This is a genomic window from Streptomyces sp. Rer75 (genome assembly GCF_013414305.1).
Taxonomy (GTDB): Bacteria; Actinomycetota; Actinomycetes; order Streptomycetales; family Streptomycetaceae; genus Streptomyces; species Streptomyces himastatinicus.
On the sequence record NZ_CP058693.1, the window covers coordinates 6,783,896 to 6,798,557 of the forward strand.

16 protein-coding genes are annotated in these 14,662 nt (G+C 69.6%); 9 read left to right on the forward strand and 7 right to left on the reverse strand.

Going from position 1 to position 14,662, the window contains the following annotated elements:
* Window positions 1–90: 90 nt before the first annotated feature.
* Window positions 91–663, reverse strand: coding sequence for an HD family hydrolase (locus tag HYQ63_RS29305; RefSeq protein ID WP_179936847.1), 573 nt, complete (start codon window positions 661–663; stop codon window positions 91–93).
* Between the two features lie 402 nt (window positions 664–1,065).
* Between HYQ63_RS29305 and HYQ63_RS29310 the strand changes: the two genes are divergently transcribed.
* Window positions 1,066–2,175 (forward strand): hypothetical protein, encoded by a 1,110-nt coding sequence (locus HYQ63_RS29310; RefSeq protein ID WP_179936848.1) that lies wholly within the window; start codon window positions 1,066–1,068, stop codon window positions 2,173–2,175.
* Window positions 2,160–3,386, forward strand: a complete 1,227-nt coding sequence (locus HYQ63_RS29315) for a hypothetical protein (protein ID WP_257232235.1) — start codon at window positions 2,160–2,162, stop codon at window positions 3,384–3,386. Before HYQ63_RS29310 ends, HYQ63_RS29315 begins: the two co-directional genes overlap by 16 nt.
* Window positions 3,387–3,479: 93 nt before the next feature.
* Here the strand turns inward: HYQ63_RS29315 and HYQ63_RS29320 are convergent, their stop codons facing one another.
* Entirely contained in the window at window positions 3,480–4,493 is a 1,014-nt protein-coding gene (locus tag HYQ63_RS29320) for a helix-turn-helix transcriptional regulator (RefSeq protein ID WP_179936849.1), read from the reverse strand.
* Window positions 4,494–4,751: 258 nt separating this feature from the next.
* Here HYQ63_RS29320 and HYQ63_RS29325 point away from each other — a divergent pair, with 258 nt between their 5' ends.
* Window positions 4,752–5,168, forward strand: coding sequence for a hypothetical protein (locus HYQ63_RS29325; RefSeq protein ID WP_179936850.1), 417 nt, complete (start codon window positions 4,752–4,754; stop codon window positions 5,166–5,168).
* A 475-nt stretch (window positions 5,169–5,643) separates the two neighbouring features.
* Here the strand turns inward: HYQ63_RS29325 and HYQ63_RS29330 are convergent, their stop codons facing one another.
* Window positions 5,644–6,072, reverse strand: coding sequence for an ATP-binding protein (locus HYQ63_RS29330; RefSeq protein WP_179936851.1), 429 nt, complete (start codon window positions 6,070–6,072; stop codon window positions 5,644–5,646).
* A 184-nt stretch (window positions 6,073–6,256) separates the two neighbouring features.
* Here HYQ63_RS29330 and HYQ63_RS29335 point away from each other — a divergent pair, with 184 nt between their 5' ends.
* Together HYQ63_RS29335 and HYQ63_RS29340 are read left to right on the forward strand one after the other, a co-directional pair.
* The gene (locus tag HYQ63_RS29335; protein WP_179936852.1) at window positions 6,257–7,138 is read left to right on the forward strand and encodes a helix-turn-helix transcriptional regulator; all 882 of its coding nucleotides are present in this window, start codon (window positions 6,257–6,259) and stop codon (window positions 7,136–7,138) included.
* Between the two features lie 4 nt (window positions 7,139–7,142).
* Window positions 7,143–7,346, forward strand: coding sequence for a DUF397 domain-containing protein (locus tag HYQ63_RS29340; RefSeq protein ID WP_179936853.1), 204 nt, complete (start codon window positions 7,143–7,145; stop codon window positions 7,344–7,346).
* Between the two features lie 97 nt (window positions 7,347–7,443).
* Here the strand turns inward: HYQ63_RS29340 and HYQ63_RS29345 are convergent, their stop codons facing one another.
* Together HYQ63_RS29345 and HYQ63_RS29350 are read right to left on the reverse strand one after the other, a co-directional pair.
* Window positions 7,444–8,610: an alkaline phosphatase PhoX gene (locus tag HYQ63_RS29345; RefSeq protein WP_179936854.1), complete on the reverse strand. Its 1,167-nt coding sequence runs from the start codon at window positions 8,608–8,610 to the stop codon at window positions 7,444–7,446.
* 204 nt (window positions 8,611–8,814) lie between these two features.
* The gene (locus HYQ63_RS29350) at window positions 8,815–9,201 is read right to left on the reverse strand and encodes a DUF2690 domain-containing protein (protein ID WP_179936855.1); all 387 of its coding nucleotides are present in this window, start codon (window positions 9,199–9,201) and stop codon (window positions 8,815–8,817) included.
* Between the two features lie 130 nt (window positions 9,202–9,331).
* Between HYQ63_RS29350 and HYQ63_RS29355 the strand changes: the two genes are divergently transcribed.
* A complete protein-coding gene (locus HYQ63_RS29355) occupies window positions 9,332–10,267 on the forward strand; it encodes a GNAT family N-acetyltransferase (RefSeq protein WP_179936856.1) in 936 nt (311 codons plus the stop codon).
* A gap of 24 nt (window positions 10,268–10,291) precedes the next feature.
* Here HYQ63_RS29355 and HYQ63_RS29360 read toward each other — a convergent pair whose 3' ends face one another.
* Both HYQ63_RS29360 and HYQ63_RS29365 read right to left on the reverse strand, forming a co-directional pair.
* Window positions 10,292–11,029 (reverse strand): VOC family protein, encoded by a 738-nt coding sequence (locus HYQ63_RS29360; RefSeq protein WP_179936857.1) that lies wholly within the window; start codon window positions 11,027–11,029, stop codon window positions 10,292–10,294.
* 56 nt (window positions 11,030–11,085) lie between these two features.
* The gene (locus HYQ63_RS29365; RefSeq protein ID WP_179936858.1) at window positions 11,086–11,964 is read right to left on the reverse strand and encodes an NAD(P)H-binding protein; all 879 of its coding nucleotides are present in this window, start codon (window positions 11,962–11,964) and stop codon (window positions 11,086–11,088) included.
* A gap of 99 nt (window positions 11,965–12,063) precedes the next feature.
* On the opposite strand from HYQ63_RS29365, the gene HYQ63_RS29370 reads away from it, so the two are divergent.
* From HYQ63_RS29370 to HYQ63_RS29380, 3 genes are read left to right on the forward strand one after another with little or no spacing between them, the layout of a single operon-like run.
* Complete coding sequence (locus HYQ63_RS29370; protein WP_179936859.1) at window positions 12,064–12,774, forward strand: TetR/AcrR family transcriptional regulator; 711 nt, start codon at window positions 12,064–12,066, stop codon at window positions 12,772–12,774.
* Between the two features lie 58 nt (window positions 12,775–12,832).
* The gene (locus HYQ63_RS29375) at window positions 12,833–13,477 is read left to right on the forward strand and encodes an RNA polymerase sigma factor (protein WP_179936860.1); all 645 of its coding nucleotides are present in this window, start codon (window positions 12,833–12,835) and stop codon (window positions 13,475–13,477) included.
* The gene (locus HYQ63_RS29380; protein ID WP_179936861.1) at window positions 13,474–14,535 is read left to right on the forward strand and encodes a CU044_5270 family protein; all 1,062 of its coding nucleotides are present in this window, start codon (window positions 13,474–13,476) and stop codon (window positions 14,533–14,535) included. The genes HYQ63_RS29375 and HYQ63_RS29380 overlap by 4 nt, the downstream gene beginning before the upstream one ends.
* Window positions 14,536–14,662 lie beyond the last annotated feature (127 nt).

The window sequence follows — 14,662 nt, forward strand, 5'->3', positions numbered from 1 at the left end:
AGAACGCGACCGCAGCAGGCGTCGCTTCCACCACCGCGACGTATAGAGGCCCCGGCTACGCCGGGGGCCTCGCCGTGCACACTGCGTCGATCAGGGCAGGAAGTTCTTCTGCCACTCCAGCGAGTTCATGCTCAGTGCGGCGTCGGCGAGGGCCTTCGCCGACGGCGTTTTCAGTGAGGCGAGGCTGGTGTCGATCCAGTTCTGGGTGAGGCTGTAGCCCTGCTCGCGGTACTCCACCGCCTGGACCAGGCACTCCAGCTTGTCCGCGTCGCGGGCGACGATCGCCTCCGGCGTCTGGCCGGCCTCGTACTCGTCGACAGCGCTCTGCACGCCCTCGCGGACAGCCGGGTGGGCGTTGGCGACCTGGTCGGCGGTCACCTCCTGGTTCGGGGCGGCCCGCAGGTACTTCCGGCCGATGTGCGGGATGTCCCCGACACGGGTCTCCTGGCTGTCATGGAACAGGCACATCAGCGCGACCCGCGAGGGGTCGGCGCCTTCCATCATCGCCAGCACCGAGCCGATCACCCCGACCCGGAAGGAGTGTTCGGCGACGGACTCCGGGGCCTTGTTGCCGGTGAACCACCAGCCGGTACGTGCGACGCGCTTGAGCACGCCCATCTCGGAGATGAAGCTCGCCGTGCCCCTGGTGGTGTCGTCGGCCATGCGGTCCTCCGTCGTCAGCAGTTGTGATCGAAAACGTAGTGGACGCGGGCGAGTTCGCGCCGCGACCTTGCTGAGAGCGGCACCTCGTCCAAGAGTGTTGTGAGCTCTGCACCCCAGCGCAACGCGCCCGGCACCGCATGCCGACCCGGGGTACGGCCTGCTGCGCCGCACCAAGAGGCACGCGGGAGGCCCGCCCGGCCGGGAACGCCACACGTGCTCGCGAGGTAGCGCCGGACCGAGTGCAGACACAAGGGAAGTAGCGTCAAGTAGCAGGACAGATGCGGTACGTGTCCCTATCGTGGGCCGTGAGGGACGGTCGGCGCCGTGTACGGCCGGGTTCTGTACGGATGCTGTGTCCGGATGCCGAGCGGAGAGGACGTATCACGATGTGGGGGAACGGGCATGACGGCAACCGCACCATCGGACGGCACATCGGAACCGCGGCCGAGCGCTGAGGGAAACACCGCTTCGGAGCCGAGCGGGCAGGGCGGCGGCTCGGACGAGCCATCGCCGCCCGTCCCCGCGCAGTCCCCGCCGCAGGGGCCTGCCGACGCCGGAAGCGGAGCCAGCCAGAGCTTCGAGGCGATCGCCTCCCAAGCGCTCGGCGTGGACCCCGGAGCCTCCCGGCGCAAGAGGACCCTGTGGCTGTCGGTCACGGCTACGGTCGGTCTCCTGAGCGCCCTGAGCGGGACGCTCCTTGCCTACTACATGATCAAGCCGAGCGTGACCAGAGAGAATGATTCGAACAAGGGGTACGACGCCTCCCAGGCGCCCTTCACGGTGTCCGTGCGGCCGGAGGAGGGCGAGCCCCGTGAGTGGGCCATGGTCCTCGACCGGGAACTGACCGCCGACGAGACGCAGAGACTGACGTCCAGCACGGCCAGTTCGCCCGCCTTCGCCTACCTGAAGAAACTCGGCGGACATCCGCTCGCGTACGCGCCCTTACTGGAGCATGCCCCGAAACGGTACACGCAGCAGCAGACGGCGTCCGGCCGCCTGGAACTCTCCGACACGTTCAAGATCAATGTGCTGAGCGCCCGGGCCTACGGTGTGGTCATCAACGACTGGAAAGTCACCGATGTCACCTGCCGGAAGAGCACCGCGAAGACGGTCGTCTTCTTTCCGCCGCAGGGTGGAGCGGCCTACCAGGGGATCCGCCTGCACATTCCGCCCCGGGCCGACGAGCCGGTGCTGACCGACGAGACCGAGGGGCAGGGTGGTCCCTACTTCGACGGCAACTACATCGAGGTCGGAGGCGGCCAGTCTTCGGGCGGCCTCAGAGTGGAGGCGATCCCGCGGCAGGGACAGTCATGCGAGTGGGGGATCAAGGTCCACTATTCCGACGTCCATCAGGACGGCCGATGGGTCCAACTCAAGGACAGGGGCGGCAAGCCGCTGCGCGTCCGCACGGAGTCCGTCCCCACGGAACCCCAGCAGAAGTGGGTATTCGGCTCCGTGCCCTGGACGCCGTGCCACCTGAAGCCCAAGGGGGAGCTATGCGACCTGGCGTAGTGGGCAAGGCCGTGGCCTTGCTCGTGGTGGCTGCCCTGTGCGTCCAGGCGTGCAGTCAACCGGACAAGGAGAAGCCCGACTCCCGAACTTCCGCCTCCTCGGCGCCGTACCTGGGCAACCGCGGGTACGCCCTACCGGACAGCCCGTTCACCCGCAGGGGCACGGTGGTCACCGCCACGTGCGGCATGGGCGCACGCTGGGCCAGTGTCTCGGTCCAGGCGTGGGATCCCGAGACGTGGCAGATACGCGCGGAGCGGACGTTCCCCATTCCGAGTGACGCCGCGTTCAGCAACGTTCCCGGCCACAAGGCGGTCAACAGCCCTCTCGTAGAGCTCTGCGGAGTGGACCTGTACACCCCTTCTCCCTATGGCGTGTCCACTTCGGAGTACATGGCTCCCCGGATCCGCGCCCTCTTCGACCTGGCGTTCACGCGCATGGCGGTGGTCCTCCGCGACCCCCGGAACAAGAAGGTTTCCCACGTCGGTTACGTCGTGAACGGCGCCAACCTGGGAGAGGTCGTGCGCCTGGGAGGCGCGGCGGGTGACGACGAGCAGAACGCGGTGATGTCGCCGGACGGGCGCAGCGTGTGGTTCACGTACACGGCCTCTGACGGCAAGCAGAGGATCGGATCCCGGTCCGCCGTGGGCGACCACCATCTGACGGACGAGGGCCCGGCCGCCGGACACCGTCTGCCCCTGACCGTCACGGGCAAGCCGGCGCGCGCCGTCCAGGCGAACATGGTGCACTTGGCGCCGAACGGCCGTCGGCTCACGGCGACCGCACCCAAGGTCTTCGGCAGCGTCTTCGACACCTGGAACTCCTCGGGTCCGCTGGACAGGACGTCGGCGCGTGGCGCCGCGCTGCTCCGCCGATGCGTCGGTATCGTGGGCTGGGTCGGTGAGCACCGGGTGCTGTGCCGCACCTCTTCCGGCGTGTTCCGAACCATGGACGCCAGCAGCGGTCGCGCCATCGGCGCCCCGATCAGCGTGGTCGGGCCCCAGGAGGGGATGGCGGCGGACGGGATGCTGGTGTCGGCGGACGGGAAGAGGTTCATCGTCTCCGTCCACCTGCCCAATGCCCAGCAGAACGACGACGATTACAGGTTCTCGGACCCCGACTTCAGAGTCGTGCCGACCACGCCGGGAGGATCGGCGACCCGCCTCGCCGCCCCTTTCCTGGACAGGCAGACCGCCTTTGTGAGCTGGCTGTAAGGGGAGCAGTTTCGCGTATTCCTCTACCGCGTCGGCGACCCCAAGCGCTGGGCACGCAGCCGACCCCGCTCCCCTCCGGCACCACTGACCTGGTCAAGGGTTGGCAGAAGCGGAGAGTAGGGCGAGCCCCGCTGGGGTGGCGGTGTGGCGGGCGTTCTTGCCGTCGCGGAGGAGAGCCGTGAGGCCGGCATTGCGCAGGATGGTGGCGTGTTCGCTGGCGCTGGCCAGGGAGATACGGGCATATTCGGCGAGCTGGGTAGTGGTACCACCGGGATGGTCGGCAATCACGCTCATTACGGTGGCACGGGTACGGCCGAGCAGCGCGGTCAGAGACTGGGACGGTTCTGCTAGCGCAGCTGCGGTGACGCTGGCCGGCTCCGCCGAGAGCCGATGATCTGAGCGGATAGGAAAAGTGATCCACGGCTGTGGCTCCGCCCTGTCACAAAGAGCGGGGTAGTGCGAGCCGAACAGGGTGGGAATGAGCAGCAACCCGCGGCCGTCGAGGTAAACATCGCCACTGCGCCCGGAGGCCATCGTTACGTGCAGCACGGGGGGCTTCCAGATGATCCGGCGCGGGTTGAGCTCACGCAGGAGGCGCTCCACTCCTTGTTCGCTCAGATGCCTCAGACGAAGGGCCCGGTCCGCGTGGGCAAGCCGGTCGATCTGTGGCCAGTATGGTGCGATAAAGCGTTCGTGAGCCTCCTCGACCAAGGCAGCGAGTTGTTGAACGAACAGGGGTTCCTGGCTGGCCCGGTATGTGTCCGGTGACAGTCGCGCAGCGCCCTGCCGGGCCCATTCCTGCAAATCCTTGCGTACACGCTCTATCGGAGTGGAACGCAACTGCTCCACAAGATCGGCCGTGCTCCCTTCGCCGACCAGGCTGAGGAATTCCACCCCCGCACCAGTCGGCGGAATCAACTCGAACAGAGGTCGGAAACGTGGGCGGAGCTGCCTGGCCGCGCGATCTCGCCAGGCGTCAAAGTGCACAGGATGCGATCTCTCCTGCAACAGCCGGATCCCGATGTCCAGCTCAACCAACGGACGAGGACCCGAGGCCAGACGAGTACGGGCCAGGTCCTCGGCGGTGAAATGGATACGCAACGCCACGCCCCATGATTCTTCCCGGTGGCCTCGCTTCGGACGAGACCGAAACGAGTCGACGTGACCACGCCATCAGGCAAGCCTGTAGGTGCAACACGACGACCCGGACGGAACACCAAACGGGTCTGGTCACATCTGGCCCTCGGTCATAGACGGCGCAGCGATTCCCCGTGCCACGCTCCGAGGCTAGGCAAGGGCCACCGCTTATCGCTCAACAGGGTTCAGAAATGCAGTCACATGACGAAGCAACGAAGGAGAAAACATATGCGCGCACATCTGTTGCTCACCAGCGCCGCCATCGGGGCCACCCTGCTGGCCGGCGGGGCCACCACCGCGCAGGCAGCTCCTGTGCCCTCCCAGACCAGCACGACATCGACCGCCACGGCGGCTGCGGGTCGCTGGGTGCACGACGGCAACCGCGGGGAGACGTCTCAGAGTGCGGTGGCGGTGCCCTCCTGGTGCGCTCGCGGCGAGGTGTGGAACACAGACGGGCGAACGGTCGGTGTCCGCTGTGACGTGACCTTCGCGTACTACGCGAAGGTCACGTGCACCAACGGAACGACGAAGAAGGTCGCCCGGGGGGTCACGACGAACGACAACCGCTGGTCGTATGCCTACTGCACCTCGTTCGGAAGCTCGTACCGCGTCGTTGCCGGAACGGCCGGCCCCGTCCGGGCCTGAGCAGAACATCCGGCGTACTGCCATGCACCACCTCTGGCGCAGAGGCTAACGCCCAAGAGGTCCCCGAAGCCGGGGGCCTCTTGGTTGCGCGAGGGAGCCGCCCGAAAGTATCGATCTTCGCTCACCAGGGCGGGCAGCCGCCTCCGCCCAAGCCGGTCAGGCTACTGCCCAGTCGAGCCCGAGGTCGGCGAGCTGCTGCCGCTTCTCGGCGGTGAGTTTGGCGTACGTGGGAGCGGCTGACGGGCCCTGCAGTCCCCGTACGCGCCTTGTACCGCGCCAGACCGCAACACCCCGAAGGCCCCAGAGACCGCCTTGGGCGGCTTCCTACTCGGGAGAACATCGGGGTGAGGCCGAGCTGCGCCAGGCGCCTGGGAGCCGCCCTGGTCGACGACTGCGACCTGCGGCTGACCGAGTTCGACGGCGGGAAGTACCGCACCTTTGGCGAAGACCTCGACGGCAAGTAGCCGCATTCGGGTCATACCTCGGTCGGGGAGTCGGCCAGGTCGAGTTCGGCCCAGATCTCCTTGCCGACGGTGCGCTCCCGTACGCCCCAACGCGTGGCGAGCGCGCGGACGATGAGCAGGCCACGGCCGTGCTTCTCGTCGGGCGACGGCTGTCGGGGCTGGGGCAGGCGTTCGCCCCTGGGGTCGGCGACGGCGATGCGCAGGCTGGTCTTGGTGAGGGTGAGGTAGACGCGGAACAGTCGCCCGGCGACCCGGCCATGCCGTACGGCGTTGCCCGCCAGCTCGGAGACGATGAGTGCGGCGTCGTCGGAGAGGGCGGGGTGCCCCCACTCCGCGACCACCCGCGCGGCGTGCCGCCGGGCGCGGGTCACGTTTATCGGCGTCGGGACGTAGTCGATGCGGTCCTCGTGGACGACGGGGTCTTGGGGTGCGATCGGCATCGCGTACCTCCGTGCGGGCAGGGCGGAGCGAATCCGCCAACTGGTGCCCCTGTGCGAGCGGTTCATCACGGAAGGTAGTCCCAGTGGCTTGTTCGTTGCAATCGAAGCGGGGAAATTTGTAACCGATCTTGCGTGCGGACGGTGTACGGGCACACACTGGGCGTGAAATAGGGAGGGTGTCACGGTGGCAGGGGAGCAGCCCGCTGAGGGGAACCGGGTCTCAACGGTTCTGGGGCGCAAGCTCGGTGGCGAGCTGCTGATGTTGCGGACCGCAGCCGGTTTGACGCAAGGTCAAGCCGCGAAGGCCATCACCGCGTCCACCGGCAAGGTGGCCAAGATGGAGAGCGGCTGGGTTCCCATGCGTGACCCGGACATCCGAGCCTTGTGCGCGTTGTACGGCGCCAACGACCCCGCGACCGTCGGCGGGCTGCTGGAGCTGGCACGCATCGACCGCGAGCGCCGTAAGGCCAAGGGCTGGTGGAACGACGTCGCGCTCAGCAGCGCCATGAGGCAGTACGCGCCACTGGAAAGCGTCGCGACCGAAATCAAGGCGTGGCAGGTGTCGTTCGTTCCGGGCCTGCTCCAGACGGCTGGCTATGTTCGGGCGATGCGTCGCTCCTGGATGCCCGATGAGTCTCCGGAGGATGCCGAAAAGTTCGTGGCTTCCCGGATGGCGCGCCAGCGAAGACTCTCGGGCGAGTCGCCCCTCTCGCTCCGGGTGGTCATCCCAGAGGCCGCATTGCGCATTCCCGCAGTCCATGCCGAGATGCTTCGGGAGCAGTTGGCGAGCCTTCTCGACTGGGGAGAACGGCCCAACATCACCATGCAAGTGCTCCCGTTCAGCACAGGCTTCGTCCCTGGGCTGACCGGTTCCTTCAACGTTCTCTCGTTCGGCGAGCCAGGGGCCATGGACGTGGTGTACGTGGAGTCGTCGCACACCCATGTGTGGGTCGAGGGTGGCGATGGCGCTGCTGAACACGTGAGAATCTTCGAGAAGACAGCGCAGTGTGCCCTGTCCGAGGCCGATACCCGAGCGTTCATCGAGGCGCTGATCAAGGAGCTGTGAGCACGTGACGGCTTTCGTTTTTCGCAAGTCAAGCCACAGCAACCCTTTCGACGAGTGCGTTGAGGTGGCCACCAACATGCCCGATGCCGTGGCGATACGCGACTCCAAGCACCCCGGCGGCCCGATACTCCGCCTGGCCCCCGCCGCCTGGGCGGACTTCCGGGACGCCCTCGTCGGCGGGCGGATCGTGGCGGCACCTCGGGCGTGAGCGAACGGAAACCCGGGCCGGGGGTCCGGCCCCGCTCATGGGGCCGGTGATGGTCGGGCGGCACGGCCCACGCCGCCCGACCATCACCGGGTCGCGATCAGGCCGTGGCGCGGAACGGCCCGGTGACCTCGTAGGTGATGCCCCCCGAGGAGCTGCCCGTCGTACCGCGCTGGCTGGAGAAGTACAGCCGCTTGCCGTCGGGGGAGAAGGCCGGTCCGGTGATCTCCGAGCCCGACTGGCCGGTGATGCGCAGGAACGGCGCGACGATGTCGTCCGGGGTGATGACGCAGATCTCCATGTTGCCGCCGTCCTCGGCGATGAACAGGTCGCCGGAGGAGGAGCCGGTGACGTTGTCGACGCCGGTCAGCGGGGCGGGGCCAGGGTTGACCAGGCTGTCGTCGTAGGCGAGTTCGTAGGTGCTGTTGGCCAGGTTGAGCTGCCAGACGCGGTTGTCGCCCTTGGTGGTGAACCAGACGGTGTCGTTGGCGTAGTGGCAGCCCTCGCCGCCGTTGAAGATCTTGGCGGCCGAGACCTGGTCGCGGGTGGCGGTGGGTGAGCCGTCGGGGTCGGGCACGTTCGCCCAGCGATACGACCCGGAGGTGGCGGCGCCGGCGACCAGCACCTGGAGTTGGCCGGAGGACAGGTTGCCCCAGGTGGTCGGGATGAACCGGTAGAAGCAGCCGTCCGTCTCGTCCTCGGTCAGGTAGATCACCCGGCGCACCGGGTCGGCGGCGGCCGCCTCGTGCTTGAACTTGCCCATGGCGTCGCGGCGGACGGCGGCGTTCACGCCCCACGGGTCGGTCTCGTAGACGTAGCCGAGGGACACCTCCTCGCAGGACAGCCAGGTGTTCCATGGGGTGGCGCCGCCCGCGCAGTTCTGCCGGGTGTTGGACAGGACGCGGTAGGCGCCGGTGATGGTGCCCGAGGAGTTGAACTTGACGGCGCTCGCGCCGCCACTGGGGTTGATCTCCGAGTTGGAGACGTAGATCCAGCCCGTGCCGTCGGCGAAGCAGGCGCCGCCGTCGGGGGCGCTGTGCCAGGCGTACGAGGTGCCCGGCACTGTCTGGCCGGAGCGGGCGATCACCCGGCTGGTGAAGCCGCTGGGCAGCGCGATGCCGTTGGCGTCGGCGGCGAGCAGAGCACCGTACGGGCCCGGGCCCTTCTGGGCCGGGGCCGCGTAGGCGGCGCCGCGCATGAGGGTGCCGCCAAAGGCGGCGGCGGACGCTCCGATGACTGCTCCGCGCAGGAAGACGCGACGTTCCACAGCTACTCCTTCACCAAAGAAGGTCGATGGATGGCTAATTGAGCGACGCCGACTGGTCACGGGGAAGAACCTAGGACCATCGCACCTGGCCGATCAGGCCCCTGTAGGCGAACTCTTCACGGCCAACCGGTGAGTCGGGTGCCGAGTGAGCGCGCAAGGCCCGTGGCGTCTGCTCCGGCAGACACCACGGGCCACAGGGAGAGGTCACCACCACCTGGTGCAGGCGACATCCGGATAGTTGCTTGCCTTACCGCAGGCCCGCATCAGGTTGCCCTTGTTGTTGAACGCGTCGGTGTGGTTGCTGCCGCCCGTGTTGATTTTGGTGATGCTGAGCTGCGTCCAGGTCCGGCCGCGGTCGAAGCTGCGGTCGACCCACACCAGGTCGCCGGGGGAGCCGAAGATCCGGCCCCAGGCGCAGGTGCCGTTGTACCGCAGCTCGATGCCGCGGGAGTGGGTCGAGGCGGACGCGACCGTCCTGGCGTTGTTGGTGTTGCAGCCTTCGGCGGCCTGAGCCGGGGTCACGGTGGTGAGCATGGTTCCGGTGAGCCCGGCTGCGGCGATGGCTCCGAGTACGGCGTTGCGCGTGCGCATGTCTGACGTCCTTCCGGTTGCGTGAATCGCTCATCCAGCGATAAACCGGGTATAGCGTGAGCCCGCCGGGACCGGTCCCGCCCCGCGGAATCCGATGGCGCGACGCCGCGCAGGCGTCAAGAATCGCCGGATGCAGGAAGTGAAGCTGTCCGACGGGTTCGTCACGCTGTCCCCGCTGCACCTGGAGGACGCGGAGGCGCACCTCGCGGGGGAGGACGAGGCGCTGGTGCGCTGGCTCAGCGGCGGTCCCAGCACACCCCAGGGCGTCGCAACCTACTTCCGGCACTGCCGGGAACAGTGGGACACGGCCGGACCGCTCCGCGCCTTCGGCATCCGAGCAGGCGCAGGCGCAGCCGCAGGCGCGGCACTCGCGGGAACGATCGACCTGCGGTTCACGGCCGAGGGCTTGGCACCGGGCCAGGTGAACGTCGCCTACGGCCTCTACCCGTCCTGGCGGGGACGCGGCCTGGCCACCCGCGCCGTCCTCCTGGCCTCCCGGTACGCGGCACGCGAGGGCGGGAAGGAGGCGGTGATCCGGGTGGAGCCGGAGAACACCGCGTCTGCCGCGGTCGCCCGGCGAGCGGGGTTCACCCCCGGCAGGCACACGCGCGGCGGGGACGGGACGCGGCTCGACTGGTACGTACGGGACCTGCGCGCCCAACCCTCGGAGGGATCCCACTGGCTCCGGCGGCACACCGCCCGGTGGCGCCGTTTCGCGCGGGTGACGGTCCGGGTCGTACCGGCGGCGGGGGAGACGACCGTCGAGATCGGGGACGATCCGTACGCCTGGCTCCGGACCGTCTACGGGCCGGACGCCCGGCCGTACGCCAATGATGGCGGCCTTCGTCAGGAGGCGGTCGACGGGGTCCGGTACGCCGTGGAACGGCTCGCCGACCCGGTGCCGCCGGTGCGGGTGATCGTCACCGAGATCATGGACTACCTCGTGGACACCGGGCCCGGCGACGTGAAGTACGCGGCGGCCTACGCGCTCTGGGACGCCCTGGGCGTCGAGCCTCCCGTCCATCCGTACATCGACGAGGACGGGACGCCCGTCTTCCCGGACTGATCGCGCACGGGCCGCCGCATGGCGTCAGAGTGGGGTGAGGACGCAGAACTCGTTGCCCTCCGGGTCGGCGAGGACCGTCCACGACACATCGCCCTGGCCGATGTCGAGGTCGGTGGCGCCGAGGCCCCGCAGCCGGGCCACTTCCGCCGCGTGATCGTCACCGGGGTACGGCCGGAGGTCGAGATGGACGCGGTTCAACCCGGACTTCGCGTCGGGCGTGCGGAGGAACTCAAGATACGGGCCGACATTCTTGGCGGAGCGCAGCACCGCCTGTTCGTCGGTCACCTCGTGCAGGGTCCAGTCCATCGCCTCGCCCCAGAACCGGGCCATGGCCCGCGGGTCCACGCAGTCGACCACCACCGCGGCGATCGGTCCGGTGTCCCGGTAGATCTCGCGCGGCTCCAGCACGCAGAACTCGTTGCCCTCCGGGTCGGCGAGGACCGTCCACGGGACGTCGCCCTGGCCCACGTCGGCGGGCGTCGCGCCGAGCGCCTGGAGGCGCGCGACCAGTTCCGCCTGATGGGCCGCGGAGGTGGTGGCGAGGTCGACGTGCACGCGGTTCTTCACCGTCTTGGGGTCCGGGACGGCAAGAATGTCGATGTAGATGGCGCTGGGGTCGGGATAGGTGACGCCTTCGGGTTCCAGATTGGTCACGCCGGGTTCCTCGCTGGCAATACCCCAGCCGAGCGCCTCCGCCCAGAACCGGCCGAGGGCGGAGTCATCCCGAGCCTTCATCGCAATCTGCACCAGCCGCGTCGCCATGGCGCCGATCTTATGTCCGTGCCGTGCACTTCGGGTTTGATTTTCGGGCCGGAGCGTCAGCCGTTGGCCAGGGCGCGGCCGAGGCTCGCCTTCAGCACGTCCGCCAGGGTCACCGTGGGCCGTCCGAGCAGGCGGGCGAGCGTGGGGTCGGCCGGGGCGAAGTCGCCCCGGCGGCTCGCCGCGAACAGGCCGACGAGCAGGTCGGCCCGAGCCTCCGGCAGGCCGCGGTCCAGCAGGTGCGCGCGGTAGTCGGCGTCGGAGACGACGACCCTGCGGACCGGGCGGCCCGTCAGCCGCGTGACGAGCGCCGCGACACCGGCCAGGTCGATCGCCTCGGGGCCGGTGAGCGCGGGGGTCGGTCCGTCGAGGTCGTCGCCGCCCGCGGTGAGGGCGAGCACCGCCGCGTCGGCGAGGTCGGCGTGGTCGGTCCAGGCGACCGGCCCGTCCTCGGGCGCGACCAGTTCGCCCGTGTCGAGCGCGGCGCCGAGCAGCATCACGGCCGAGGAGGCGTAGAACCCGTTGCGCAGCGCGGTGAAGGGGACGCCGGACGCGCGCAGCGCGGCTTCGGTGGCGGTGTGGTCGGGCATCGGGGCGAAGGGGGAGGCGGGGTGCGCGCCCAAGTGGCTGGTGTAGAGGATGCGGCCCGCTCCGGCCGCCGCCGCGGCGTCAACGGCCGTGCGGTGCGCGCGTAAGGCCGTCTCGCCGGAGGCGTCCGTGGAGACGATCAGGACCTGCGAGGCGCCCTCGAAGGCGTGGGCGAGGCTCGACGGGTCGGCGAAGTCGCCCCGGCGGACGCGTATGCCCCGGGCGCCGAGGTCGCGCGCCTTCTCCACGTCGCGCACGCTGACGCCGATCTCCTCGGCGGGGACGCGTTCCAGCAGCCGTTCGGTGACCGCCCGGCCGAGCCTGCCGTTGGCTCCGGTGACGATGATCATGAGGTTCTCCCCGATCTAGAGGGTGTTTCCAGCGATAACGCGTGGAGCGTATCACTGGAAACGAACAGGCGGTAACGCGATCCTGTTATCGTTGGAAACATGGAGAACGACGACGTCACCGCAGCGAACGGGCACCGGGAGCGCATCGTCGCGGCGGCCGCCCGACTGCTGGCCGAGGGCGGGACCGACGCGGTGTCGACCCGGGCGGTGAGCGCCGCGGCCGGGGTGCAGCCGCCGACCATCTACCGGCTCTTCGGCGACAAGCAGGGGCTGCTCGACGCCGTCGTCGCCCATGGCTTCGCGGCCTACCTGGCCGACAAGACCGCCGCGGAGCCCACCGACGACCCGGTCGCGGACCTCCGCGCCGGATGGGATCTGCACGTCGGCCTCGGCCTGGCCAACCCGGAGCTGTACCTGCTGATGTACGGCCAGCAGCGCCCCGGGGCGTCGTCGCCCGCGGCCCTCGACGCCTTCGACGTGCTCGCCGGGCACATCCGGCGCATCGCCGAGGCGGGCAGGCTGCGCGTCCCCGAGGAGCGGGCCGCGGCCCTCGTGCACGCCGCCGGATCCGGTACGACGCTCGCGCTCATCGCCACGCCCGAGGAGCGCCGCGACCCGGAGCTGTCCCACACCGCCCGCGAGGCCGTCCTCGCGGCGATCACCACCGACGCCCCTGCCGCCCCCGAACCCGGGCCCGCCGCGGCCGCCGTCACCCTCCGCGCCGCACTGCCCCGGACCGACGCCCTGACCGCGTGCGAAAGCGCCCTCATGCGGGAGTGGCTCGACCGGATCGCCGAACAGGCCCGCTGATTCCGCGCTGTGACGCGCATCACCGGAACTCACCTGTCCCCGGCGGCCAGTTGAGAGTGTGACCACAGATACGCGAACCCGGGTACGGGCCGGGGATCCTGACGCCTTCGCGGAGTTGTTCGACACCTACGCGCGCGCGGTGTACAACCACGCCTTCCGGCTGACGGCCGACTGGTCCGTGGCCGAGGACGTCATGTCGGCCACGTTCCTGGAGGCGTGGCGGCGGCATGCGTCGGTCGAGGCCGAAGGGGGTTCGCTGCGGCCCTGGTTGCTGGGGATCGCCACCAACGTCGCCCGGTCGCACTGCCGCGGCAACCGGCGCTACCGGGCCGCGGCCGCGGCTGCCGCCGAGGTGGGGCCCGCGGCCCAGCGGATTCCCGACCACGCCGAGGAGACGGCGGGCCGGGTGGACGACCGGCGGCGCATCAACGCCACGCTGACCGCCCTCGCCTCGCTGAAGCGCGCCGAACGCGAGGTGCTGGTGCTGTGCCTGTGGGAGGGCATGGAGTACGCCGACGTCGCCCGCACCCTCGCCATCCCCCTCGGAACCGTCCGCTCCAGACTGTCCCGCGCCCGTACGAAGCTGCGCAAACTCGCCGATGCCGAACTCGTCAAGAAAAAACGGGAACCCACCTCCCCCGTCCGGCAGATAAGAGGCGATCGCGGCTACGCGATCCGGTCCGCAGAGGAAGGAAACCGATGAACGCCAGCCCCTCCCAGTCGCACCCGGCTGAGTGGCCGGAGACCCAAGCGCTCCGGGACACCACGGAGCGGGGTCTGCCGGCGGGCCGCCACGCGTTTCACAGGGAGCAGCTGATGGCCCAGATCCGTGACGACATCCGCACCACCGCCCCGGTAGCCCTCACGCGGCAGCGCAACCCGTTTCTCCGGAAGGCGGTCCTGCTGCCCGCCGCGGCCTGCGCCCTGGCCGGGGCGATCGTGGGCGGCGTCGCCCTGTCCGGGGATGACGGTGACGGCACGACCCCCCTGGCCACCGGCCCCGCGCTGACCACCCGGCTCGGCACCGTCGACGCCGAGGGCGGCCCCCAGCTGCTGGACCGCATCTCGCTGGCCGCCGCCGACGCCTCCGGGCCCACGGTGCGCGACGGCCAGTTCATCTACATCGCCTCGAAGGTGGCCAGCACCTATCCCAAGACGGTGGACGACAAGACCACGGTGGTCAGCCAGGAGCTGCACGCCCGTCAGGTCTGGCAGTCCCTCGACGGGAAGGACGGCTGGCTGATCGAGCCGGGCGAGACCGATGACGCGGGCATCACCCTGGCCGGTCCGCATGCGAGCAGCGCGGCGTACGACCACCTCGCCACGCTGCCCACCGACCCCGACGCACTGCTGAAGAAGATCGACCGGGAGCTCGACCCGGACCGGGAGGTGCCCCGCGACCAGGCGGCCTTCGTCGCCCTCGGCGATCTGCTGACCGAGAGCTATCCGCCCGCGAAGCTCACCGCCGCCATCTACAAGGCCGCGGCCAAGATCCCCGGGGTCGTCAAGGTGGACGACGCCGTCGACGCCACGGGCCGTCACGGGGTCGCGGTGGCGCGGCTGAACGAGCAGGACGGGCAGCGCACCGAGTGGATCTTCGACAGGAAGACCCTGGCCTTCCTCGGTGAGCGCAGTGTGCAGGTCGAGCCCGACGAGAGCGGGCTGTTCAAGGTCGGCACCGTCACCTTCACCAGCGCCATCATGCAGCGCGCGGTCGTCGACGGCAACAAGCAGATGCCCGCGGAACAACAGGCGGGCTGACGCGATGCCGTCGAAGATGCCGTCGAAGACCGCCACGGCGGCGGTGTGCACCCTGCTGATCTCGGCGGTGCTGACGGGGGCCGCGCTCGCGGCCCCCGGGTCCGGCCTCGGCGTACGGACGGAGGGC

What these genes read in the sequence shown, in the direction of transcription:
- HYQ63_RS29305 (WP_179936847.1), bottom strand. Translation starts at nt 663, where the DNA reads ATGGCCGACGACACCACCAGGGGCACGGCGAGCTTCATCTCCGAGATG.
- HYQ63_RS29310 (WP_179936848.1), top strand. Translation starts at nt 1,066, where the DNA reads ATGACGGCAACCGCACCATCGGACGGCACATCGGAACCGCGGCCGAGC.
- HYQ63_RS29315 (WP_257232235.1), top strand. Translation starts at nt 2,160, where the DNA reads ATGCGACCTGGCGTAGTGGGCAAGGCCGTGGCCTTGCTCGTGGTGGCT.
- HYQ63_RS29325 (WP_179936850.1), top strand. Translation starts at nt 4,752, where the DNA reads ATGCGCGCACATCTGTTGCTCACCAGCGCCGCCATCGGGGCCACCCTG.
- HYQ63_RS29330 (WP_179936851.1), bottom strand. Translation starts at nt 6,072, where the DNA reads ATGCCGATCGCACCCCAAGACCCCGTCGTCCACGAGGACCGCATCGAC.
- HYQ63_RS29350 (WP_179936855.1), bottom strand. Translation starts at nt 9,201, where the DNA reads ATGCGCACGCGCAACGCCGTACTCGGAGCCATCGCCGCAGCCGGGCTC.
- HYQ63_RS29355 (WP_179936856.1), top strand. Translation starts at nt 9,332, where the DNA reads ATGCAGGAAGTGAAGCTGTCCGACGGGTTCGTCACGCTGTCCCCGCTG.
- HYQ63_RS29360 (WP_179936857.1), bottom strand. Translation starts at nt 11,029, where the DNA reads ATGGCGACGCGGCTGGTGCAGATTGCGATGAAGGCTCGGGATGACTCC.
- HYQ63_RS29365 (WP_179936858.1), bottom strand. Translation starts at nt 11,964, where the DNA reads ATGATCATCGTCACCGGAGCCAACGGCAGGCTCGGCCGGGCGGTCACC.
- HYQ63_RS29370 (WP_179936859.1), top strand. Translation starts at nt 12,064, where the DNA reads ATGGAGAACGACGACGTCACCGCAGCGAACGGGCACCGGGAGCGCATC.
- HYQ63_RS29380 (WP_179936861.1), top strand. Translation starts at nt 13,474, where the DNA reads ATGAACGCCAGCCCCTCCCAGTCGCACCCGGCTGAGTGGCCGGAGACC.